General features: G+C 42.0%; 10 protein-coding genes. 7 read left to right on the top strand and 3 right to left on the bottom strand.

Annotation, left to right across the window (positions count from 1 at the left end):
- Positions 1-408: 408 nt before the first annotated feature.
- The 5 genes from FFM73_RS10370 to FFM73_RS10350 are packed head-to-tail and all read left to right on the top strand — an operon-like array spanning position 409 to position 10081.
- Complete coding sequence (locus FFM73_RS10370) at positions 409-1689, top strand: site-specific integrase (protein WP_137631662.1); 1281 nt, start codon at positions 409-411, stop codon at positions 1687-1689.
- Positions 1682-3547 carry a hypothetical protein gene (locus FFM73_RS10365; protein WP_137631661.1) on the top strand — a complete coding sequence of 622 codons (1866 nt, stop codon included), beginning with the start codon at positions 1682-1684 and terminating at the stop codon, positions 3545-3547. Before FFM73_RS10370 ends, FFM73_RS10365 begins: the two co-directional genes overlap by 8 nt.
- On the top strand, positions 3544-5238 hold the full coding sequence (locus tag FFM73_RS10360) for a hypothetical protein (protein WP_235874500.1): 1695 nt from the start codon (positions 3544-3546) through the stop codon (positions 5236-5238). The genes FFM73_RS10365 and FFM73_RS10360 overlap by 4 nt, the downstream gene beginning before the upstream one ends.
- Positions 5220-5912 carry a hypothetical protein gene (locus FFM73_RS10355; protein WP_137631660.1) on the top strand — a complete coding sequence of 231 codons (693 nt, stop codon included), beginning with the start codon at positions 5220-5222 and terminating at the stop codon, positions 5910-5912. Before FFM73_RS10360 ends, FFM73_RS10355 begins: the two co-directional genes overlap by 19 nt.
- 5 nt (positions 5913-5917) lie before the next feature.
- Positions 5918-10081, top strand: a complete 4164-nt coding sequence (locus FFM73_RS10350) for a zinc-ribbon domain-containing protein (RefSeq protein WP_137631659.1) — start codon at positions 5918-5920, stop codon at positions 10079-10081.
- Positions 10082-10311: 230 nt separating this feature from the next.
- Here FFM73_RS10350 and xerS read toward each other — a convergent pair whose 3' ends face one another.
- From xerS to FFM73_RS10335, 3 genes are all read right to left on the bottom strand, one after another.
- Positions 10312-11403 carry a tyrosine recombinase XerS gene (gene xerS / locus FFM73_RS10345; protein ID WP_137631658.1) on the bottom strand — a complete coding sequence of 364 codons (1092 nt, stop codon included), beginning with the start codon at positions 11401-11403 and terminating at the stop codon, positions 10312-10314.
- A 63-nt stretch (positions 11404-11466) separates the two neighbouring features.
- Positions 11467-13434, bottom strand: coding sequence for a glycosyltransferase-like membrane protein (locus tag FFM73_RS10340; RefSeq protein WP_137631657.1), 1968 nt, complete (start codon positions 13432-13434; stop codon positions 11467-11469).
- Between the two features lie 27 nt (positions 13435-13461).
- Positions 13462-14106 carry a phosphatase PAP2 family protein gene (locus FFM73_RS10335; protein WP_137631656.1) on the bottom strand — a complete coding sequence of 215 codons (645 nt, stop codon included), beginning with the start codon at positions 14104-14106 and terminating at the stop codon, positions 13462-13464.
- 410 nt (positions 14107-14516) lie between these two features.
- Here FFM73_RS10335 and FFM73_RS10330 point away from each other — a divergent pair, with 410 nt between their 5' ends.
- The gene (locus FFM73_RS10330; protein WP_268920525.1) at positions 14517-15386 is read left to right on the top strand and encodes a bifunctional 5,10-methylenetetrahydrofolate dehydrogenase/5,10-methenyltetrahydrofolate cyclohydrolase; all 870 of its coding nucleotides are present in this window, start codon (positions 14517-14519) and stop codon (positions 15384-15386) included.
- 128 nt (positions 15387-15514) lie between these two features.
- A complete protein-coding gene (gene cls, locus FFM73_RS10325) occupies positions 15515-16972 on the top strand; it encodes a cardiolipin synthase (protein WP_137631655.1) in 1458 nt (485 codons plus the stop codon).
- Positions 16973-17229 lie beyond the last annotated feature (257 nt).

Raw genomic sequence — 17229 nt, 5'->3', positions numbered from 1 at the left:
CCTCCAAATTTGAGATGCGTTTATTTTACCGTAAAAAAATGTTGGAAAACCGACATTTTCTAATCGGTATTTTCCAACATTTTACAACCGTTGCTGACATATTAATAAGCAATCAACTTAATTAAAATACTGATATTACTCCTCAATTGAATTATTTTGTTGAAAATTTTGACAATATTAATTAAACTTAATTTAAAATAATCTCTTATTTATACCAAATAAGGAAGATAACTCATATAGATGTAAGCAGCAAAACTGTCATTTCTATTGTCTACTCCTCCTAACGTCACCGATACAGGCTTCAACACCGATATCCGATGATGTTAGGAGGTTTCTTTATCCAAACTATTTTTCAGAATAGTTTAAGCTACATAGTTAATTAGCAGGTTAAGCAGGAGGCGACACTCATTGAAACAATCCCCAAAGTTCATTGTTTATAATCACGCCTTAGTAATCAAGGATAACCAATTGATAAATCGAAAATTCATTGTGATTAAATTCTCAGACGGTCAGATTAAATTCACCGATTTTCATAAATATATAAAATCCCGTAATAACACTGTTCGTAGCATCAGTGATGATGGTAACCGGCGCTTTGATTTTGTGGTTAAAATGCTCAATTATGTTTTTTTCAACCGTCAGCTATCTAAACTAGACAATTTAACGGTCCCACTTATTCAGGATTTCTTTAATCTTTATGGTCAAGGTGAATTACCGGGTGATTCCCGTGGTCGGGCAAAGTCTACGGTTGAAGCTTGTATCAGTGCTGTGATGGACTTTTTGGAGTTATTTATTAAACACCGGAAACGGTACTGTTCATTAAGAATTGATGACTTCTACAAACTCGTGCCGTTCCGCGACAAACGGGGAATGACTCGGCAGAAAAAAGTGCCGGTTTTTGATGTTCTTTACAGCGAAAATCGACGTCATATTTTTCGGGATATGCCTAATTCAGCGTTTGAAATGCTGTTTGAACACATCGCCGCATATCACAAGGAAATCCTCATGCTAGTTTCCCTATCAGCTTTTGCTGGTTTGCGACCAGCAGAAGCCTGCAACGTCAGACGGACTGATAGTCCGCTCGGTATCGGGCTGATTTTTTCAACATACGAGGGTGAAGTTGAAAAAGTGCAAATCGATCTGCGCCATGAATTATGTTTACGTAGTGATCTGAAATCAACCGGCAGGATCAAGAAAGAACGACTGCAAACTGTGCCGTTGATGTTTACTGATGCCTTCGTCGAAAGCTACAACAATTACATGGCTTATTTAACCGGTAAGCAGTATGAGAGCGATTTCGGTGCCTTGAGCATCAATAAACAGGGCAGGGCATTAACCTATGACTCTTACTATCAAAAATTCAGGACCATCATCAAAAAAGAAATGATTCCAAAATATTTGGCTAGTGGAGATGATGAAACTGTCATGTATGGACATTTATTGCTGGAGAACAATATTTCGCCCCATGTCTTCCGGCACTGGTTTACGGTACAGCTGGTGCTGGCAGGAGTGGATAATGTAGCAGAACTAATGGCAGCACGCGGTGACAGTTCTCCGGACAGTTCTTTAGTTTATCTACAAAACAAGGGCGAACTAGAAAAACAGTACCGCAAGGTCAGCTCCCACATGTTTGATTACTTCAGCTGGGCAGCCCAAGAAAAGAATAGAAACGAAGGTGAACGTGATTGATTTAATTGATTTTTTTAGTGCCATATTAAAGCAGGCTGATTTAGATCCCAATGATCTCACTCAACGCCAGCGTTTAATAGCATTCCTTCAAAACAACAACTGGTTTGGCTCCAAACCCCAGTTAACTGGTGAACAGGTAGTTTTAACCCGAGCACAAGTCGACTTGCTTAAACAGCCAATCTTAGCATTTTTAACACCTTCGGATAACAATGAGAATGATCGTATGCAGGCACTTTTTACCGCCAAGTTCCCCGAAACTGCGGCAAAGTTTAGTCACTTTTCTGAGCTAACCTCACTTTCTGCTGAAGCCCAATTCTACCTGCAAGATTTTCTGCTCTACAACCTGCATAAAGACCTTTTTTTGATGTCCGATGGAGAAATATCAGCGCTGTTAAAAAGCGCTACAGAAGAACTTATCAAGGCTCATGGGGATTCGCTGACTTTTTTCTTATCCTGGTTAAAGTCCCAGCAACGAACCGCTTATCATAACGAATACGTGATGAAGAACCGTTACACACTAGGTGAGAAGAACGAAGCCTATGACTTTGATGAATACCTGCAATTATTGTTCTATCTGTTTAATAGCGACTATATTCAAGACAATGATATGTATCAGTTGGCAGCGGAATCGAAAAACTATGCCGATACTTGGCTGTTCCTAGCCTTGCATTTTATTTGTTCGCTGCGAATGACCGATTTAGTGCGGATTACCCATCCCACACTACCGGAACCAGCGGAGCAGGTGCTCGATGAAGTAAATGCTGGAATTTTTTCAGATAAAAATGCCAGGTATGTGCTGCTGTCAATTACAGAGCGTCTTTGTATGCTGCCATTAACACCCCAAAAAACGTCCGCTCATCAAAATATAGCGCAGATCAAGTTCACAGTACCTGAGAGCTGTGAAGTCCATATCGGTACCTTATTTGCACTCTGTGAAGCTCACTATCAACTGAGTGGAAAAACAGAAGAACCCCTGATTCGTAAAATTGCTGATTATGACCGTATCTCACGCTACATGGGCGATGAAATTGGTTCTTTATTCTTGGAATCCAACTTTCATTCCCGGTCAGCCAATAAGTCATATCTGCAATCAGTATATATGTTAGCTGACGATATTTTAGCAACCGAAACAGCAGGACCAAAGGTTAAAGGATACATACTAGCAGCGCTGGCACGAAGTCATAAGGGATCGTATGGCAAGTTTGCAGAAACCACTGCCGTCTATCTTAAAGACGCTAAAATGAGTGGCCTATCAGCTGAATTTGTAGCCAAAGAACTATTTGAACGTGGTGTCTTGTCTTTTATTCCTTCGATGCTGCTAAAAATGGTAACGCATGGGGAATACAATAACTTATCAGTTTCAAAGCAAACCGAATTAATTCAACAACTAGACCTAACGCCGGCAGAAGTGGAAGGGACGGTTGGGTTGGTCTCAAAAGCCCAACGACAAGCGCAAACAGTAGTGCAACAACTGATCAGTGAAGAATTGAGTGAAGAAGACATTTTGGCAATTTTGCACCGTATTGGTTCCGGTCACGCGTTTTCAAAACAGGCTGAGAGCCTTTGTTTGATGTCAGCCTGCAATAAACTTTGTCCTTACAATCAGCGAGCACAATGCGTTGGCTGCCCTTTTGAAATCAAAACAAAATCAACAATGCTACTGCTAATCAGCGAGTACAAGCGTTTGCTAAAGCTCTATAAACAATCCGAAACGCCACTAGAAAAAGCTAAAAATAAGAAATTACTCTCAGAGACAATCGTACCGTGTTTAGACGAAGTCCTTTCGTGTTTGAAGAATGGTTATGATGCCCAAGTTTACGAAGCTTACGAGGCTTTAATCAAGGAGGAAATCCGATGAACGAAATGAGCGCAGTAGATAATTCGCTTTTTGAAACGTTTTTAAGTGTCGAGGAACTTAGTGACGCCAACCTAACTGAAGCAAAAACGATTTTTCAAAACTTTTGTGATAACGGAATTTTCCTTGATTGTCATTTTGACGACACCAAGTGGAACTCAACTGATGAATATTCGCGAGTCGGGCTGAATTTTAATTTCAATCAGCTCGCTTATAATCGCTCATACCGCAGTTTATTTGGCTTACAGTACCAAAGCTTCGTGAATTACGTAAAGGTCTACGTCACCTATACTTTGGGAAAGAATGTTTTAAAAACTTTGCAGTCCGTAGTTAATGACCTAAAGCGGCTCATAAGGACCAATCTTACTGACTTAATTAACGGAGATGCCGATATAAAGTTCTCAGTTCCTAGTCTTTGCATTGATTTCCTGGCGTTATTACCAACTACCGAAGACAACGAAGACTTTGAACAATTATTGGAAATACTAGATACCTATATTTCCATTAACCATCAGAATAACGCCAAGCAGCAACGCCAACTGGCTCAATTTGATAGTTATTTCATGTTTAACGATATTCTTAATGATTACTGGGCAGGAGAAATTGCCGAAAACACACGCATGTTCTTCTACCCCTTATATCTTTGGTGGCAGGTAACTGGGGTTATTCCGTTAAGACCGAAAGAATTTATCCTGACACGCCGGGACTGTCTTAATAAGACTGATGGCAAGTACTACCTGACCTTGCAGCGTAATAACTTAAAGGGTAACAAGAAAAGCGTTGCCTACAAGCTCTCCAAGGATTACTACCCGGTAACTTATCAGATCCCTGATAAATTAGCTAAAGAGTTTGTCCGATATTTATCTTTCACTGAAAAGTTTGAACATACCGATATCAATACGCTGTTTGTGTCAGATACTCATTATAAACACTGGAACCAGCGAAAACATAGTAACAGCCGTTTCTTAACGTACATCAATATGAACACCATCATGCGCTACTTTTTCCACGACGTGATTGAAGGAAAATATGGCTTAAAAACGGTTTATAACACATCTAACAGCCATCTGGATAAAAACGAAATCAGTTATCTCCACTTAGGGGACACTAGACATTTGGCGCTGATCAATATCATGGCAGAAGGCGGTACTCCTGTAACAGCCATGCTACTGGCAGGTCACGATAACATTGAAATGTCAGCACACTACTACTCTAATATTACTAATTTGATTGAATGCCAAACGTATCGTCAATATCGTTTGATCACAAAAGGTGAAGTTCACTATGAAGTTAGCACTAAAAAAGCGCCTATCGCAACTAAGCGTGCTTTTGAAAAACTGGCTAACGGCGGGCGCTGCTATTCCGAAAAATATAAGCAGGGTGATATGACCGACTGCTTGGGAGCCGTTGGTAAGTCTGGGGAAATCGGTTATTGTCCGACCTGTCCGTTTTATCGTCGTCCAGGGCATAACTACTATTCTTCTGATGCCTATTACAAACACCGAATTGAAGACAATTGCAAACTGCTGGAAGCAGCTGTCCATCAGGTCCGCACCGGCAAAGGTGATACCGAAGATATTGGACAAGCACTATTGAAATTACAAGGCAGTTCATTCACTTATCAAAAATATTATCAGGAAAAAGTTGCCAATCAAGAAAAAGAGGGTCGAAACGTATGGGACGAAAAAAACTAATCAGCGATACGGAACTGCTTGCCAAAGTTGAAGAATTTGTTGTGCGTCAATGTGATGGGGACGCCAATCGCTTTCGGGTACCAAAGTTTGGCGACTATTTAAGACAAAACGGCTATCCACAAATTCCAGATCACTTAATCAGAAGGCGACAGATCGTATCGGATAGGCTTACCAGTTTGAAGCAGTCGACACGCACAGAAGATCAAGCTGTTGTCACCTCCTTTAAGAATTTGGATGTCGAATCTTTTCTCGAAAAGAACCATAGTCAAGTAGCCTTGAAGCGGTCCTTAGTCGAACGTGATACTTACTATAAGACCGTGAGCGATTCTGCTTTGCGATTAGTTCGTAAGGGGAAGAATTTAATCAACACTAATGAACAACAGGTTGACCAAATAGCGGATTTTAAGCACAAAAGCGAAGAATTAAATGCTCAAATAGCCGAGCAACAAGCGGATATCAAATCACTAAACGAAGAAAATTCAAAATTACGGACAATTATCGCTGATAACGTATATCCAGAAATTGCCAATGAACTTTTGAAGCGCGCTGGCCTATTGAAAAATACACCGGACATCATCAAGCCAGAAACTATGACCCAAATTATTACCGCAGATACACCCATCAAATCGGGAAGCAAAGTCATTCAAGGACTTTTCGACAAGCTGGAGGACTAGTCATTATGCCTAAAAAAGTGGTTACCAGTTTACGTCAGAAATGTCCAGAAGCCGCTGAAATGTGGGCCAACGATCTAAATGAAGATGGCTTAACACCTGATACTGTTGGGGCTGGTTCAGATAAATTAGCTTACTTTCGTTGCTTGAGGAACCCAGCACACGTTTTTCAAAAACGAATCAGTAAAATGACCTCATCACGAGATGGGCACTCGGTTGGTTGTATTTATTGTGGACCCAATGCCAAAATTGCCTTCCCAGGGGAAACTGACTTACTGACAGTAATTCCAGAGGCCCAAGTTATGTGGGATTATAAAAAAAACACCAGCATTGACCCCAGCTCGTTACTACCGAAATCGCAGAAGAAAGCCTATTTTAAGTGTCCACAGGGTCACCACGTTTTGCGGAAGATCAGTGACTTTACCAAGTCATCGCATTGCCCAGCATGTCGAGATCGTTCATTTAGAATCGGGACCGTGACACCAAACATTGCGGAATTCCTGAGAAAAGAAAAGACGTCCGGATTTGACCCGCAAGAAGAACCTACTCATTCCAGGAAACGAGCCTTTTTCAAGTGTCCGAAATGTGATTGCGAATGGTCAAGAACTTTAGTTAAATGGCGTGCTGCAGCTTTTTGTCCTTGCTGTGGTTATGATGGCAGTCCTGATGGTCAGGTGAAACATGCTGCAGTGATTGCTAAAAACAATATTCAGACTCTAAAAACGGCGTTCCCCGATGTTGAAAAATACTGGGATTATTCGAAAAATGGTGAAGAAACACCCGATTCGGTCACTGCTAAATCAGGGAAAAAAGCTTGGCTGCTTTGTGACAAAGGGCATTCATTTACACGCACTATTAGCTCTCTAAGTTCCAGCAAATCGGTATCCTGTCCAATCTGTACGAACCGGCGATCACGAACAATTTTAGGAATCAACGATCTGTTCACCGTTTGTCCGGAAGCAAAATTTATGTGGGATTATGAGCGAAACCAGGATCTTGATCCGAAGCATCTAGCTGGAACTGCTAATGTCCGGGCCTACTTTAAGTGCGGAATGGGACATCAATTTTCTAAAATGGTTAGAAACTTCAAGAGTGACCCAACGTGTCCAGAGTGCCGCTATACCGAAAACTACAGTATTTTCAAGACCAGACCCGATATGCTGAAGTTTTGGGATTATTCTAAAATGACCCACAATCCAAGAACTATCAGTCCAACATCAGTGGAGACCAGATTTTGGCAATGTCCTGACTGCTCATATCAGTGGCAGCAAACCTTCAGCAGCCTGAGAGCGAAATCTGACACTATGACCTGTCCGTTTTGTGCTGGAAATCCGGAAAATTGCAATTCATTTGAGAAATATAATCCTGAAGCCGCAAAACTGTGGCTGCCTGACAATGAGATATTGCCGTCTTTGGTGACGCCAATGTCGACAAAAACCATCAGGATGCATTGCCCCAATAATTCCGAACACGTCTTTAACATTCAAATTCAACGGATCCCTTTAAAGCCACCCTTTGGCTGTCCCAAATGTTCAACGGGCAGTCAAGTTAAAGCAATCAAGGGTGCTACCGATCTCTTTACGCAAAACCCACAAGCTAAAGTAATGTGGGATTGGCAACGTAATCAGGGAATCGACCCATACCAACTGCGTGCACACGCCAGAATTAAAGCTTTCTTCGTGTGTCCTGAAGGCCATCATTTCGCAAAAAAAATTGCTGACTTTGCCAGATCGTCGCGGTGCCCAATTTGTGCCATTGAGAACCGAATGTATATCGATGGCTATCCGCATTTACTAAAACAGTGGGATTTCGAAAAAAATCAGGAAATAGATATCCATACCACTTTAACAATGTCGCAACAACTAGCTTGGTGGCGATGTCCACAGTGCGGTTATGAATGGCAAAGCCAAATTAAAAGTCGTCGTGATTCCAAGGGCCTTTGTCCGTGTTGTGAGGTTCAAGGCGTTCAGGTTCCGGGTAAAAACGACTTGTTTACACTCATACCGGAATTGAGAGTATTTTTTGACTTTGAAAAGAATGATGGTCTAAAACTAAAAAACATCTTTTTCACCAGTCAGGAACCGGTCTGGTGGCGGTGTCCAGAATGTGAATACTCGTGGCAAACTAAGCCAACGGCCCGACAAGAAAAAGTTGCCGGTAAGTACCAGCCTAAAGGGTGTCCAATTTGTGGGTATGTGCCAGGGCAAATCACCGCTGAACCGCAAACTGCGCCACGAATTATCTGGGGGAAATTATATCCCGAACTAGTACCTAAGTTTCTTAACCAATTAAACGATTGCTCATTAACTGATGTTAACAACCTCGCATCTTCTACACAAAAGTATTGGTGGCAATGCACACTGTGTCATCATCGCTTTGGAACTACAATTAGCTCAATGGTTAGAGCCAGAGACAGCGCATCGATGGGTTGTTCGTACTGTTCAGGTAAGAAAGTATTACGCTCCCAAAGTTTTGCCGTGTTGCACCCTGAAGTCATGGATGAATATGACCCAGAAAACACAGTTGATCCCTATGACGTAACCGAGAACAGCAGGCAAATGGTGAACTGGATTTGTCGCAATAACCCAAAACACCGCTGGCAAGCTCCCTTTAGCAGACGTGCTGCTGGAATAGGGGCTTGCAGTCTATGCCGAGGTTATCATTATGGTAGAATGCTTGCCGAAGAAAGCCCAGAGCTGGAACCGTATTTTGATGTCGAAAAGAATAAACGTGCCTTTAATACGTACACCAATGAATCGAACGAATTGGTTTGGTGGCATTGTGAACACGGACATTCGTTTCAAAATCAGCCTTATCGTTATTCGAACCGGGACTTCTACTGTCCATTTTGTGAAGGATACCGAATTGTATCGGGAATTAATACCATTGCCGATATGAAACCGAAGTTAGTTGTTGAATGGAGCGCCAATAACGAGAGGCCAATGTCTGAATACTTTGCGTTCTCAACTTACAGTGTGCTTTGGCACTGTGATGAATGTGGTGGCGATTATCCCGCAAGATTATGTGACCGTGAAGAAGACGACCATTACTGCCCGTATTGTGATAATCGAAAAGCGTTAGTTGGTTTCAATACCATTGCAGATTATGAACCGGAATTAGCATCTGAATGGAGTCCCCGGAACGAAAAGGGCTTTTCTAATTATGTCTATACTTCAACTATGCGCACGTATTGGATCTGTCCAACCTGTCAGCATAGTTACACCTATCCAATTTGCGAAAGGCAATTGGGAGATGACAGTTGCCCGTACTGTAACAACCGTTTACCAATGGAAGGCATGAATACATTGCCGGACTTACATCCTGAATTAATACCTGAATGGAGTGTTAAAAACGAATTACCGCCAGTGCATTACCTAGCAACGTCTTCATTACGAGCACAATGGCATTGTTCAACGTGTGGTAAGGACTACTTCTATCCGATTTGCGAACGTCAATTAAATGATGACAGCTGTCCTTATTGTAATAACCGACTAGCAAAACTCGGTTTTAACACAGTTGTCGATATAAAACCCGAATTAATGAGCGAGTGGAGTCCAAATAATGAACGTCCAGCATCAGAATTCATGTATTCATCACCTTACTGGGCAATATGGCAATGTCCGGTATGTCTTGGAGAATATACAGCACCAATTAGGCGGAGAGAATTACACGATGATGCCTGTCCATACTGTCGTGATCGTAAACCGCTTCTGGGTCTTAATACATTGATTGATAAGAATCCTGAACTGGCAAAGGAATGGAGTCCCAGAAATGAGGATAATATAGCTGACTTCACGTATATTTCCTCATGGCGGGTATGGTGGACGTGTCCAACTTGTCACGGAGATTATCAGGCAGTAATTAGAGATAGGCAAGTTGGCGATAATGCTTGTCCTTATTGTCGTAACGTTAAAGTACTGCCTGGGTTCAATTCATTTGCCGATAACCACCCAGATTTGATGACACAGTGGGACAGCGTAGCTAATATGTTCTTGGTAAATTCCAAGCAGATTCTAGACTCATGTGCTATAAAAATTTGGTGGATTTGTGAAGACAATCCTTCACACCATTACCAATTATCACCACAAAAGCTACTATATTATCGAAAGCGCCATATGAAATCTTGTCCATACTGCAAAGGTTACCGTCGAAAGAGACGACATTTTGTTTAGTTACTGAATGGAAAGAATCGCAAAAATATACTAGGTGGGATCAAAAAAGCCAGGTTTCCTCAAGTAATCAAGGAAATCTGGCTTTTCTAAAACTCACTAATCTACTTAGAGTAAAACAGAAAATAAAGTACATTTTTAGGCTTAAATCCTAAAAATAAAGAATTCACTTATCACGGAAATAAAGTACATTTTTAAGCGAAATTATCAAAAAAATTTTTTTTACTTATTTTTTAATCGTCCTGATCAGCATGCAATTGATTCAGCGCATCTCGTTGCTGAGTATCAATCACGTGCGTATAGAGTCCAGTGGCTGCCGTTGAGCTTTGTCCCAACTGAGTGGCCACTAAATGCTCATTTTTCGTTTCTAAATACAGCTTTGAAGCCAGCGTATGCCGTAACTTATGAGGGGTAATTCGGACGTGGTTAAAGGCCGTTGAGTATTTAGCCACTAGCAGCTCCACTGTAGCCGAGGTAATTCGCCGAGGTTCGTTGGTTCCCATAGTTAGAAACAATGCCGGTGTACTGGCTGTTGGATGATAACGTGACTGACGAATTTGGACATAATTGGCAATGTAGGGGAGCACCCATTTAGCAATTGGGACCGAATCCCACTTGCCACCTTTTCGCCGCACAGTCACGTTGGCAGCTTTCAAGCTAAGGTGACTAACATCCATATTAGTCAGTTCAGAGACCCGAATCCCGGTTCCCAGCATCAAAGCGTTAATGGCTACATCCCGTTCTCGGTCACGCTTGTAATAGCGCAGCCGTTTAGCATCGAGATGCTGGCTATAGTCATCTTGAATAAAGTTTAGATAAGCTTTATCTTGATCACCCAGCATCAGCTGATCCTTAATGTGGCTGGCGCGAGTAGCATAGGTTTCACTATCCTGAACTAACGAGATCTTTTTCATGACGTTACGGTAGAAATAGGGTTCACCCTCACTGTTTTCAGATTCTGCAGTTAAAAACCGGAATAAGGCTGACAGGGCGTTAAGGGAACGGTTTACCGTTCGATGTGACAAAGCGCCTTGCGGATGTTGTGCCGTTTGCTTACCACGGTTAAGCAGATAAGCCTTGTACACTTCAACATCCTGCTTTTTGAGGTGCTCCAGTTCTTCCAGCTTGATTTGTTTAACTGAATGGGCCGGTGAAACATTAGCATCGATCAGCCATTCAAAAAACCGTTTAAACTCATTTAGATATTGATATAACGTTGCAGGGGATAACGGTACAGCGGACTTAGCTAAATAGTAATCAGCAACGTAATCAGGTAGTTGCGCTACTAGTTTTTCGTTATGAGCAACATAAGCGGACTGATCCATGATACAAACCTCCTTTAGAGTTTAGAACATACGTTCCTATTGTACCATGTCTAAGCTAATGCATCACCGTGAGAATGTATAAACGAAGGACCAGTAGGGGTGTTGCTGCTGATTGATGACCAGTGGATATGGCGCTAACCAGTAAGAAATCGTCTTAGTAAGCAGAATTGATTGTGGGTACTGCTGATTATTTTTCAGTTCAATTTGATACTTACCCATTGGTAATTTCCGTTTCAGCTTAAAGGCTTTGGGAGTCCGGGTAAGTACATAGCGCCGATGCGTCTGTTCGTTGACTAAGGTCCCACGGAATTTTACACCAGGAGCTAATGAAACCTTAAAGTGCTTTGCTGAATGGTTTAATTTCACTTGCTGCGTCAAGGTACTGTTGGGTTGAATCCGCGTCTTCTTGGCGTCAAATTGAAGTGACAATTGACTTTCCTGACCAGCGACATGGTCACCCTTGATCGTCGTATAACTGTGTGGGGCAGCTACGTAAGCTCCTAGACCAACAACGAAGATGCCCAGTGCAAAGTAGCGCTGCGTTTTACTTCGTGATCCCAGACGCTGTTCGGTAGGTAACGACAAGCTCGGAATGGAACATAAAATTCCCAGTAATGGCACCATGACTTGGCCATAGCGACTTTCGGTTTCCCAGAGGAACGTGTGAAAGGCAATATAGCCTAGTGCCGTTAAGACAGTGAGCATTACCCGTGGATCATCGTTAAAAGTATACCGTTTACGCCATAACCGCAAACACCGCAAAAGAGTTTCGGCATACAGCAGAATGAACCCCACGCGCATGATGACCATCCCGATTGCCGCAAATGGTAGCTGAACTTTTTGATATAGCCTTGGTGCAGCGATAAAGCCGCCCGTATAGGCCTTTTGAATCGTAGACACACCGAAGAACGTATTAGCTTTTTCAATCCAGCGTTTTCCAATACCAACTGGGCCTAAATGTTTCAGCCGCTTAGGCAGCGCTTTTTTAAGATAATTTTGCTTCGCCTGTTTGCCAGGAATGGCACTCAATTTTTTAACGTCCCTAAGTTCATAGCCACCTTTACCTTTAGGATCATAGCTCATCCAGATCCAGTGGGTAGTCGGAAAGGCGTATTGATTGTTAGTCTTATAGTGACTGACTGCTTTTAAACCAGAGGCGGTGGGCACCGCTAAGATAAAGCCGAGGACAATCAGGATCAATGGCATTTTAATTGCGTTTAACTGTTCTCGATTTTTAAAGAATAGCCAGATACCAACCAGTAAAACTGCTACTAACAGGACAATCAAGTTGGGCTTAACCACTTCAGCGATAACGACTGAAAGTACCAAACCGATACCAGTAATAATCCTCTTATTCCGGCTAAATTCCGACCAGCCGATGAGGACGTTAAAGACAATGGCGAAACTTAACATAGATGGTAGATCAGAATAAAAAACCTGCAGATAATACGTGTAAGCAAATGGACTAACCAAGAAGAAAATGGCAGCCAGTAAAACCACGTCGTTTTGATGACTTAAACGGCGAACGGAACGTAAAATAGCGAAAATGAAAGCATCTATCAAGATGAGTGACAACAGATGAATGCCCCAATAAGTACTTAGGTGGAAGAGGCCCGCAAACTTTAACCAGCCAGCCATTAAAACGGTCAGCGATACGTTATTGGGAAACCGCAAAAAGTAGATGGAATTGTTCCAGTTCGAATGCCCATGGGCAAGCTGTTCGGCCTGAACTAGTACACGAAAAGGATCGTGATAGACAGACGCGGGTAGAAAATGAATAACGAGTATTTGAATAATAACAATTGCTAATAATATTCCCGTAAGAATCCGGGTCATGTTTTTTTCGGAGATTTTAGTCGCCCAATTTAATAGGAAGGGCTTGAAATACCAGATAACAACACAGCCAATCAATACTAACGCATTAGACTTCATATTAGCTTGTCCAATTAGATTTGAAAAAATACCAATCACCATGGCAAAGGCTAATATTAAAGCTAAAATTGACGTAATACTTATTTTTTTAGTTCGCATGATATACTCCTAAAAATAATGTAATAGTTAATTCTGTTCTCTTGTTACTGCACGACCAAACGTCAGTCGTAAAATACTCCACCAGCCAAGCGCCAAGCACAGACCAGCAAGCACATCACTTGGATAATGGACAAAAAGGTAGATTCGATCAAACCCAATCAGTGCCAGCCAGATTACACTGAACAGACCTAAAGATAACTGCCATGGGAAATGCCGGCACAGCGGCACCACAATCAAGAGTACGATTAAAACCATGATCGCCGTGGAAGTCGTATGGCCACTGGGAAAACTGTAGCCGCTTTGAGTCACTAATTTAGCAGCTGGTCGCGCACGGTGAAGGATTTGTTTAAAAATAACAGTTAAGATGTTGATCCCAATCTGTGCCGTCATCACCCAACCAGCTGCAAAGTGTTCGTGCCGCAGCCAAAGCCAGCCCGTAATGATCAGACAGATGATCAAATTAACGGTGGGTGTTCCTAAAAGTGCTAGCCATTTAAAAAACACGGTTCGGCCTGGCTGCCTGACCAAAATGGCGAATTGCTGAATCGAGTGATCAAAAGCTATCACCCAATTAGCATGAAGATAAACGCTGACGGCTAAGATCAAAAAACTGACCCAAGCCAATAACGCAATTAACCACCAAAAGTGGCGGTCATGAAAGCGTATCTGCATTATTATCAATTCCAATCTTTATAATTTGTAACCGGTAATAAGGTTGTCACATCACTTTATTTTGCCAAATTTATAATCCTATTTTATAATCCTATAATGGGTTATTTTTTTCAACTAAATACTAGCAAAATAAGGTAAAAATAAGGTATTCTGTTTAAAGGCGACTTTGACCCCCTAACGTTGAATCGTAGATGCTTTAATCTTAGGCTAAAAATAAGTCCAGTAATCACTTTGAAACTAAAAATTAACAAAGTTTTAGGCCGATTACGGTTAATTTTTACGTTAAATCGGTTATAATACGAATAATGGCTAAATAATTTAAGCTATAGTTCCTGTTTTAACTGTTATTTAGCTAATATCACATAAGAGATGTCGTCATTTCTGTAGAATCCGAAAGGGTGGAGAGAGTATTGATCATTGATGGTAAAGGGCTGTCCAATCATCTGGATAGTAGTATGAAAGCCGAAGTTAAAGCACTTCACAAAGTGGGAATTGAACCCAAGCTTGTAGTGATCATCGTCGGTCACGATCCAGCTAGTCAGATATACGTCCGAAACAAGCATCGTAAAGCAATTAAACTTGGCATCACGTCAATTATTGAGCGTCGACCAGAAGACTTTACACAAGACGAACTATTAGCCCTGATCGACCAGTATAATCGTGATGAGACCGTCCATGGTATTTTAGTGCAGCTGCCATTACCAAAACAGATCGATGAAACGGCAATCATCCGGGCGATTGCCATTGAAAAGGATGTCGATGGTTTCAGACCGGAAAACGTTGGCAAACTCTTTAATAACAGTGAAGGGTACTATCCCGTTTCATGTACGCCTAAAGGTATCATGACGATGCTAGCTCATTATCAGATCAACCCTAAGAGTCAACATGCGGTGATCGTTGGTGATTCAAATATCGTGGGCCGACCAATGGGCGCATTGCTGCTTAACGCCGGTGCTACCGTGACTTATACCCATATTTTGACGAAGGACTTGCCGTCATTTACACGGACTGCGGATATCTTGATCGTCGCTACTGGTGTTGCCCATTTAGTTAAGGGGACAGACATCAAACCAGGTGCTACCGTGATCGACGTTGGCATGGACCGTGATGCTAATGGCAAACTCGTGGGGGACGTGGACTTCGATTCGGCCAAAAACGTTGCCGGTGCGATTACACCCGTTCCCGGTGGCGTTGGCCCCATGACTATCACATCATTGATGCAGCAGACTCTGGAATTAACCAAACTGGCCACACGTAAAACCCTTGAACCCGTTAAATAATTTTAAAAAAACATTTAGCGTCCAGCTATTCGTTGTCATTTCTGACTAAATTAATAGGGAATTTTCCCTGTTTTCTTACTCATTTTTGCGTTAATGTAAAAGTATTATAAAAACGGGGTGGATAACGTATGAACTGGACGCTTTTTAATTTGATTCTGATCCTAATTATTCTTTTAAACACCGTGGCAGCAGTGTTCACGGTATTCCGTGAACGTCGCGACATTGCCGCTACTTGGGCTTGGTTACTAGTCTTAAACCTATTGCCGGTCATTGGCTTTTTGTTTTACGCCTTCTTTGGCCGTAAACTGACTCACCGGCAATTACACAAAATTCAGCGGCAGCCACCCGTTGAATTAACGGATGCTCTGGCACAACAGCAGTCTTCTCTGCCGGCATACTCTTCTGGTGATACTCATGAAGAATCATCCGTTAAGAATATGATCAGATTGTTCCAAAACATTGATCAGTCTTTCGTAACTATAAATAATGAAACCGAACTGTTTCTCGATGGTCCCCAATTGTTTAAGGATATGCAACAAGAAATCTTAAACGCTCAGCACGTGGTGTACGTTGAATTTTATACTTTTTACAATGATCAGATTGGCAAGGAAATCCTGAGCACCTTAGTTGAAAAGGCACAAGAAGGGGTGACTGTCCGCGTCTTGTATGATTCATGGGGATCAATGGGCACTAAACGGGACTTTTTTGAACCATTGCGTGAAGCTGGCGGCTTTGCTGAGCCCTTCCTGGGAATCCATTCGAATTGGCGTGATTTCCGTTTGAACTTCAGAAACCACCGTAAGATTGTGGCCATCGATGGCTGGATCGGCTACATTGGCGGATTTAACATCGGTGATCAATATGTTGATCGGTCTAAGAAGTTTGGTCACTGGCGCGATACCCATATGAAAGTTACCGGTGACGCAGCACTAGCACTTCAGCAGCACTTTGTGACTGATTGGAATGCGACAGTCCCCGAAAATGAACTTGATCAAAAGATGACCCATTTTCCTAAAGCTAATGATGTCGCTATTGGTAACACCATGATGCAGATCGTTGTTAGCGGTCCTGATTCTGATATGGTGCAGATTGAAATGGGCTATCTGCGTATGATCAACAGTGCCCGGAAACGGCTTTACATTCAGACGCCTTACTTAATTCCGGATGATAGTGTTTTAAGCGCTTTACGGAGTGTTATTCTGTCAGGCGTTGATGTTCGGATCATGGTACCGCATATGCCTGACCATCCCTTTGTTTACCGGGCAACGCAGTACTACGCCCGAATTCTGGCAGAAGATGGCGCTAAAATCTACTTCTATCAAGAGGGCTTTATTCATGCCAAAGTAGTCATGATTGATGATTCAATTTCGTCAGTTGGCTCCGCTAATTTAGATTTTCGAAGTTTCAAACTTAATTTTGAGGCAAATGCCTTTGTTTACGACTTTAAAGTTGCCAAAGAATTACGTGATATTTTTGAAGCTGATATCGAAAAGAGCCAATTAATATCTGCGGAAGATTTTGAAAACATGTCACTGTGGCTACGATTTAAACAAGCCTTTTCCCGTTTATTATCACCGATTCTGTAGAATCTTTTGAAATAACACAAAAAAATTTGGGTCTTTGTCAAACGGTGTTGATTAACGACTTGATTATATTTAGAGCTTTCTCTTCGGAGGAAGCTCTTTGTTGCTTACGGGATTTGAGTGGTCGAGATCGGAAATATCGGGACTTTGTACCCTTTAAGTGGATTTTGGGTACACTAAATAACCCTTTGTTCTAGGGGCATTCGCAATAGGGACTAAGCAGCGATTTGGAAGATTCGGATAAACATGTTTTCTTGGTT

Origin of the sequence: Secundilactobacillus hailunensis (assembly GCF_005405185.1) — a bacterium.
Taxonomy (GTDB): domain Bacteria; phylum Bacillota; class Bacilli; order Lactobacillales; family Lactobacillaceae; genus Secundilactobacillus; species Secundilactobacillus hailunensis.
This window is presented reverse-complemented; position numbering and strand designations above follow the sequence as displayed.

What these genes read in the sequence shown, in the direction of transcription:
- FFM73_RS10360 (WP_235874500.1), top strand. Translation starts at nt 3,544, where the DNA reads ATGAACGAAATGAGCGCAGTAGATAATTCGCTTTTTGAAACGTTTTTA.
- FFM73_RS10355 (WP_137631660.1), top strand. Translation starts at nt 5,220, where the DNA reads ATGGGACGAAAAAAACTAATCAGCGATACGGAACTGCTTGCCAAAGTT.
- FFM73_RS10350 (WP_137631659.1), top strand. Translation starts at nt 5,918, where the DNA reads ATGCCTAAAAAAGTGGTTACCAGTTTACGTCAGAAATGTCCAGAAGCC.
- xerS (WP_137631658.1), bottom strand. Translation starts at nt 11,403, where the DNA reads ATGGATCAGTCCGCTTATGTTGCTCATAACGAAAAACTAGTAGCGCAA.
- FFM73_RS10340 (WP_137631657.1), bottom strand. Translation starts at nt 13,434, where the DNA reads ATGCGAACTAAAAAAATAAGTATTACGTCAATTTTAGCTTTAATATTA.
- FFM73_RS10335 (WP_137631656.1), bottom strand. Translation starts at nt 14,106, where the DNA reads ATGCAGATACGCTTTCATGACCGCCACTTTTGGTGGTTAATTGCGTTA.
- cls (WP_137631655.1), top strand. Translation starts at nt 15,515, where the DNA reads ATGAACTGGACGCTTTTTAATTTGATTCTGATCCTAATTATTCTTTTA.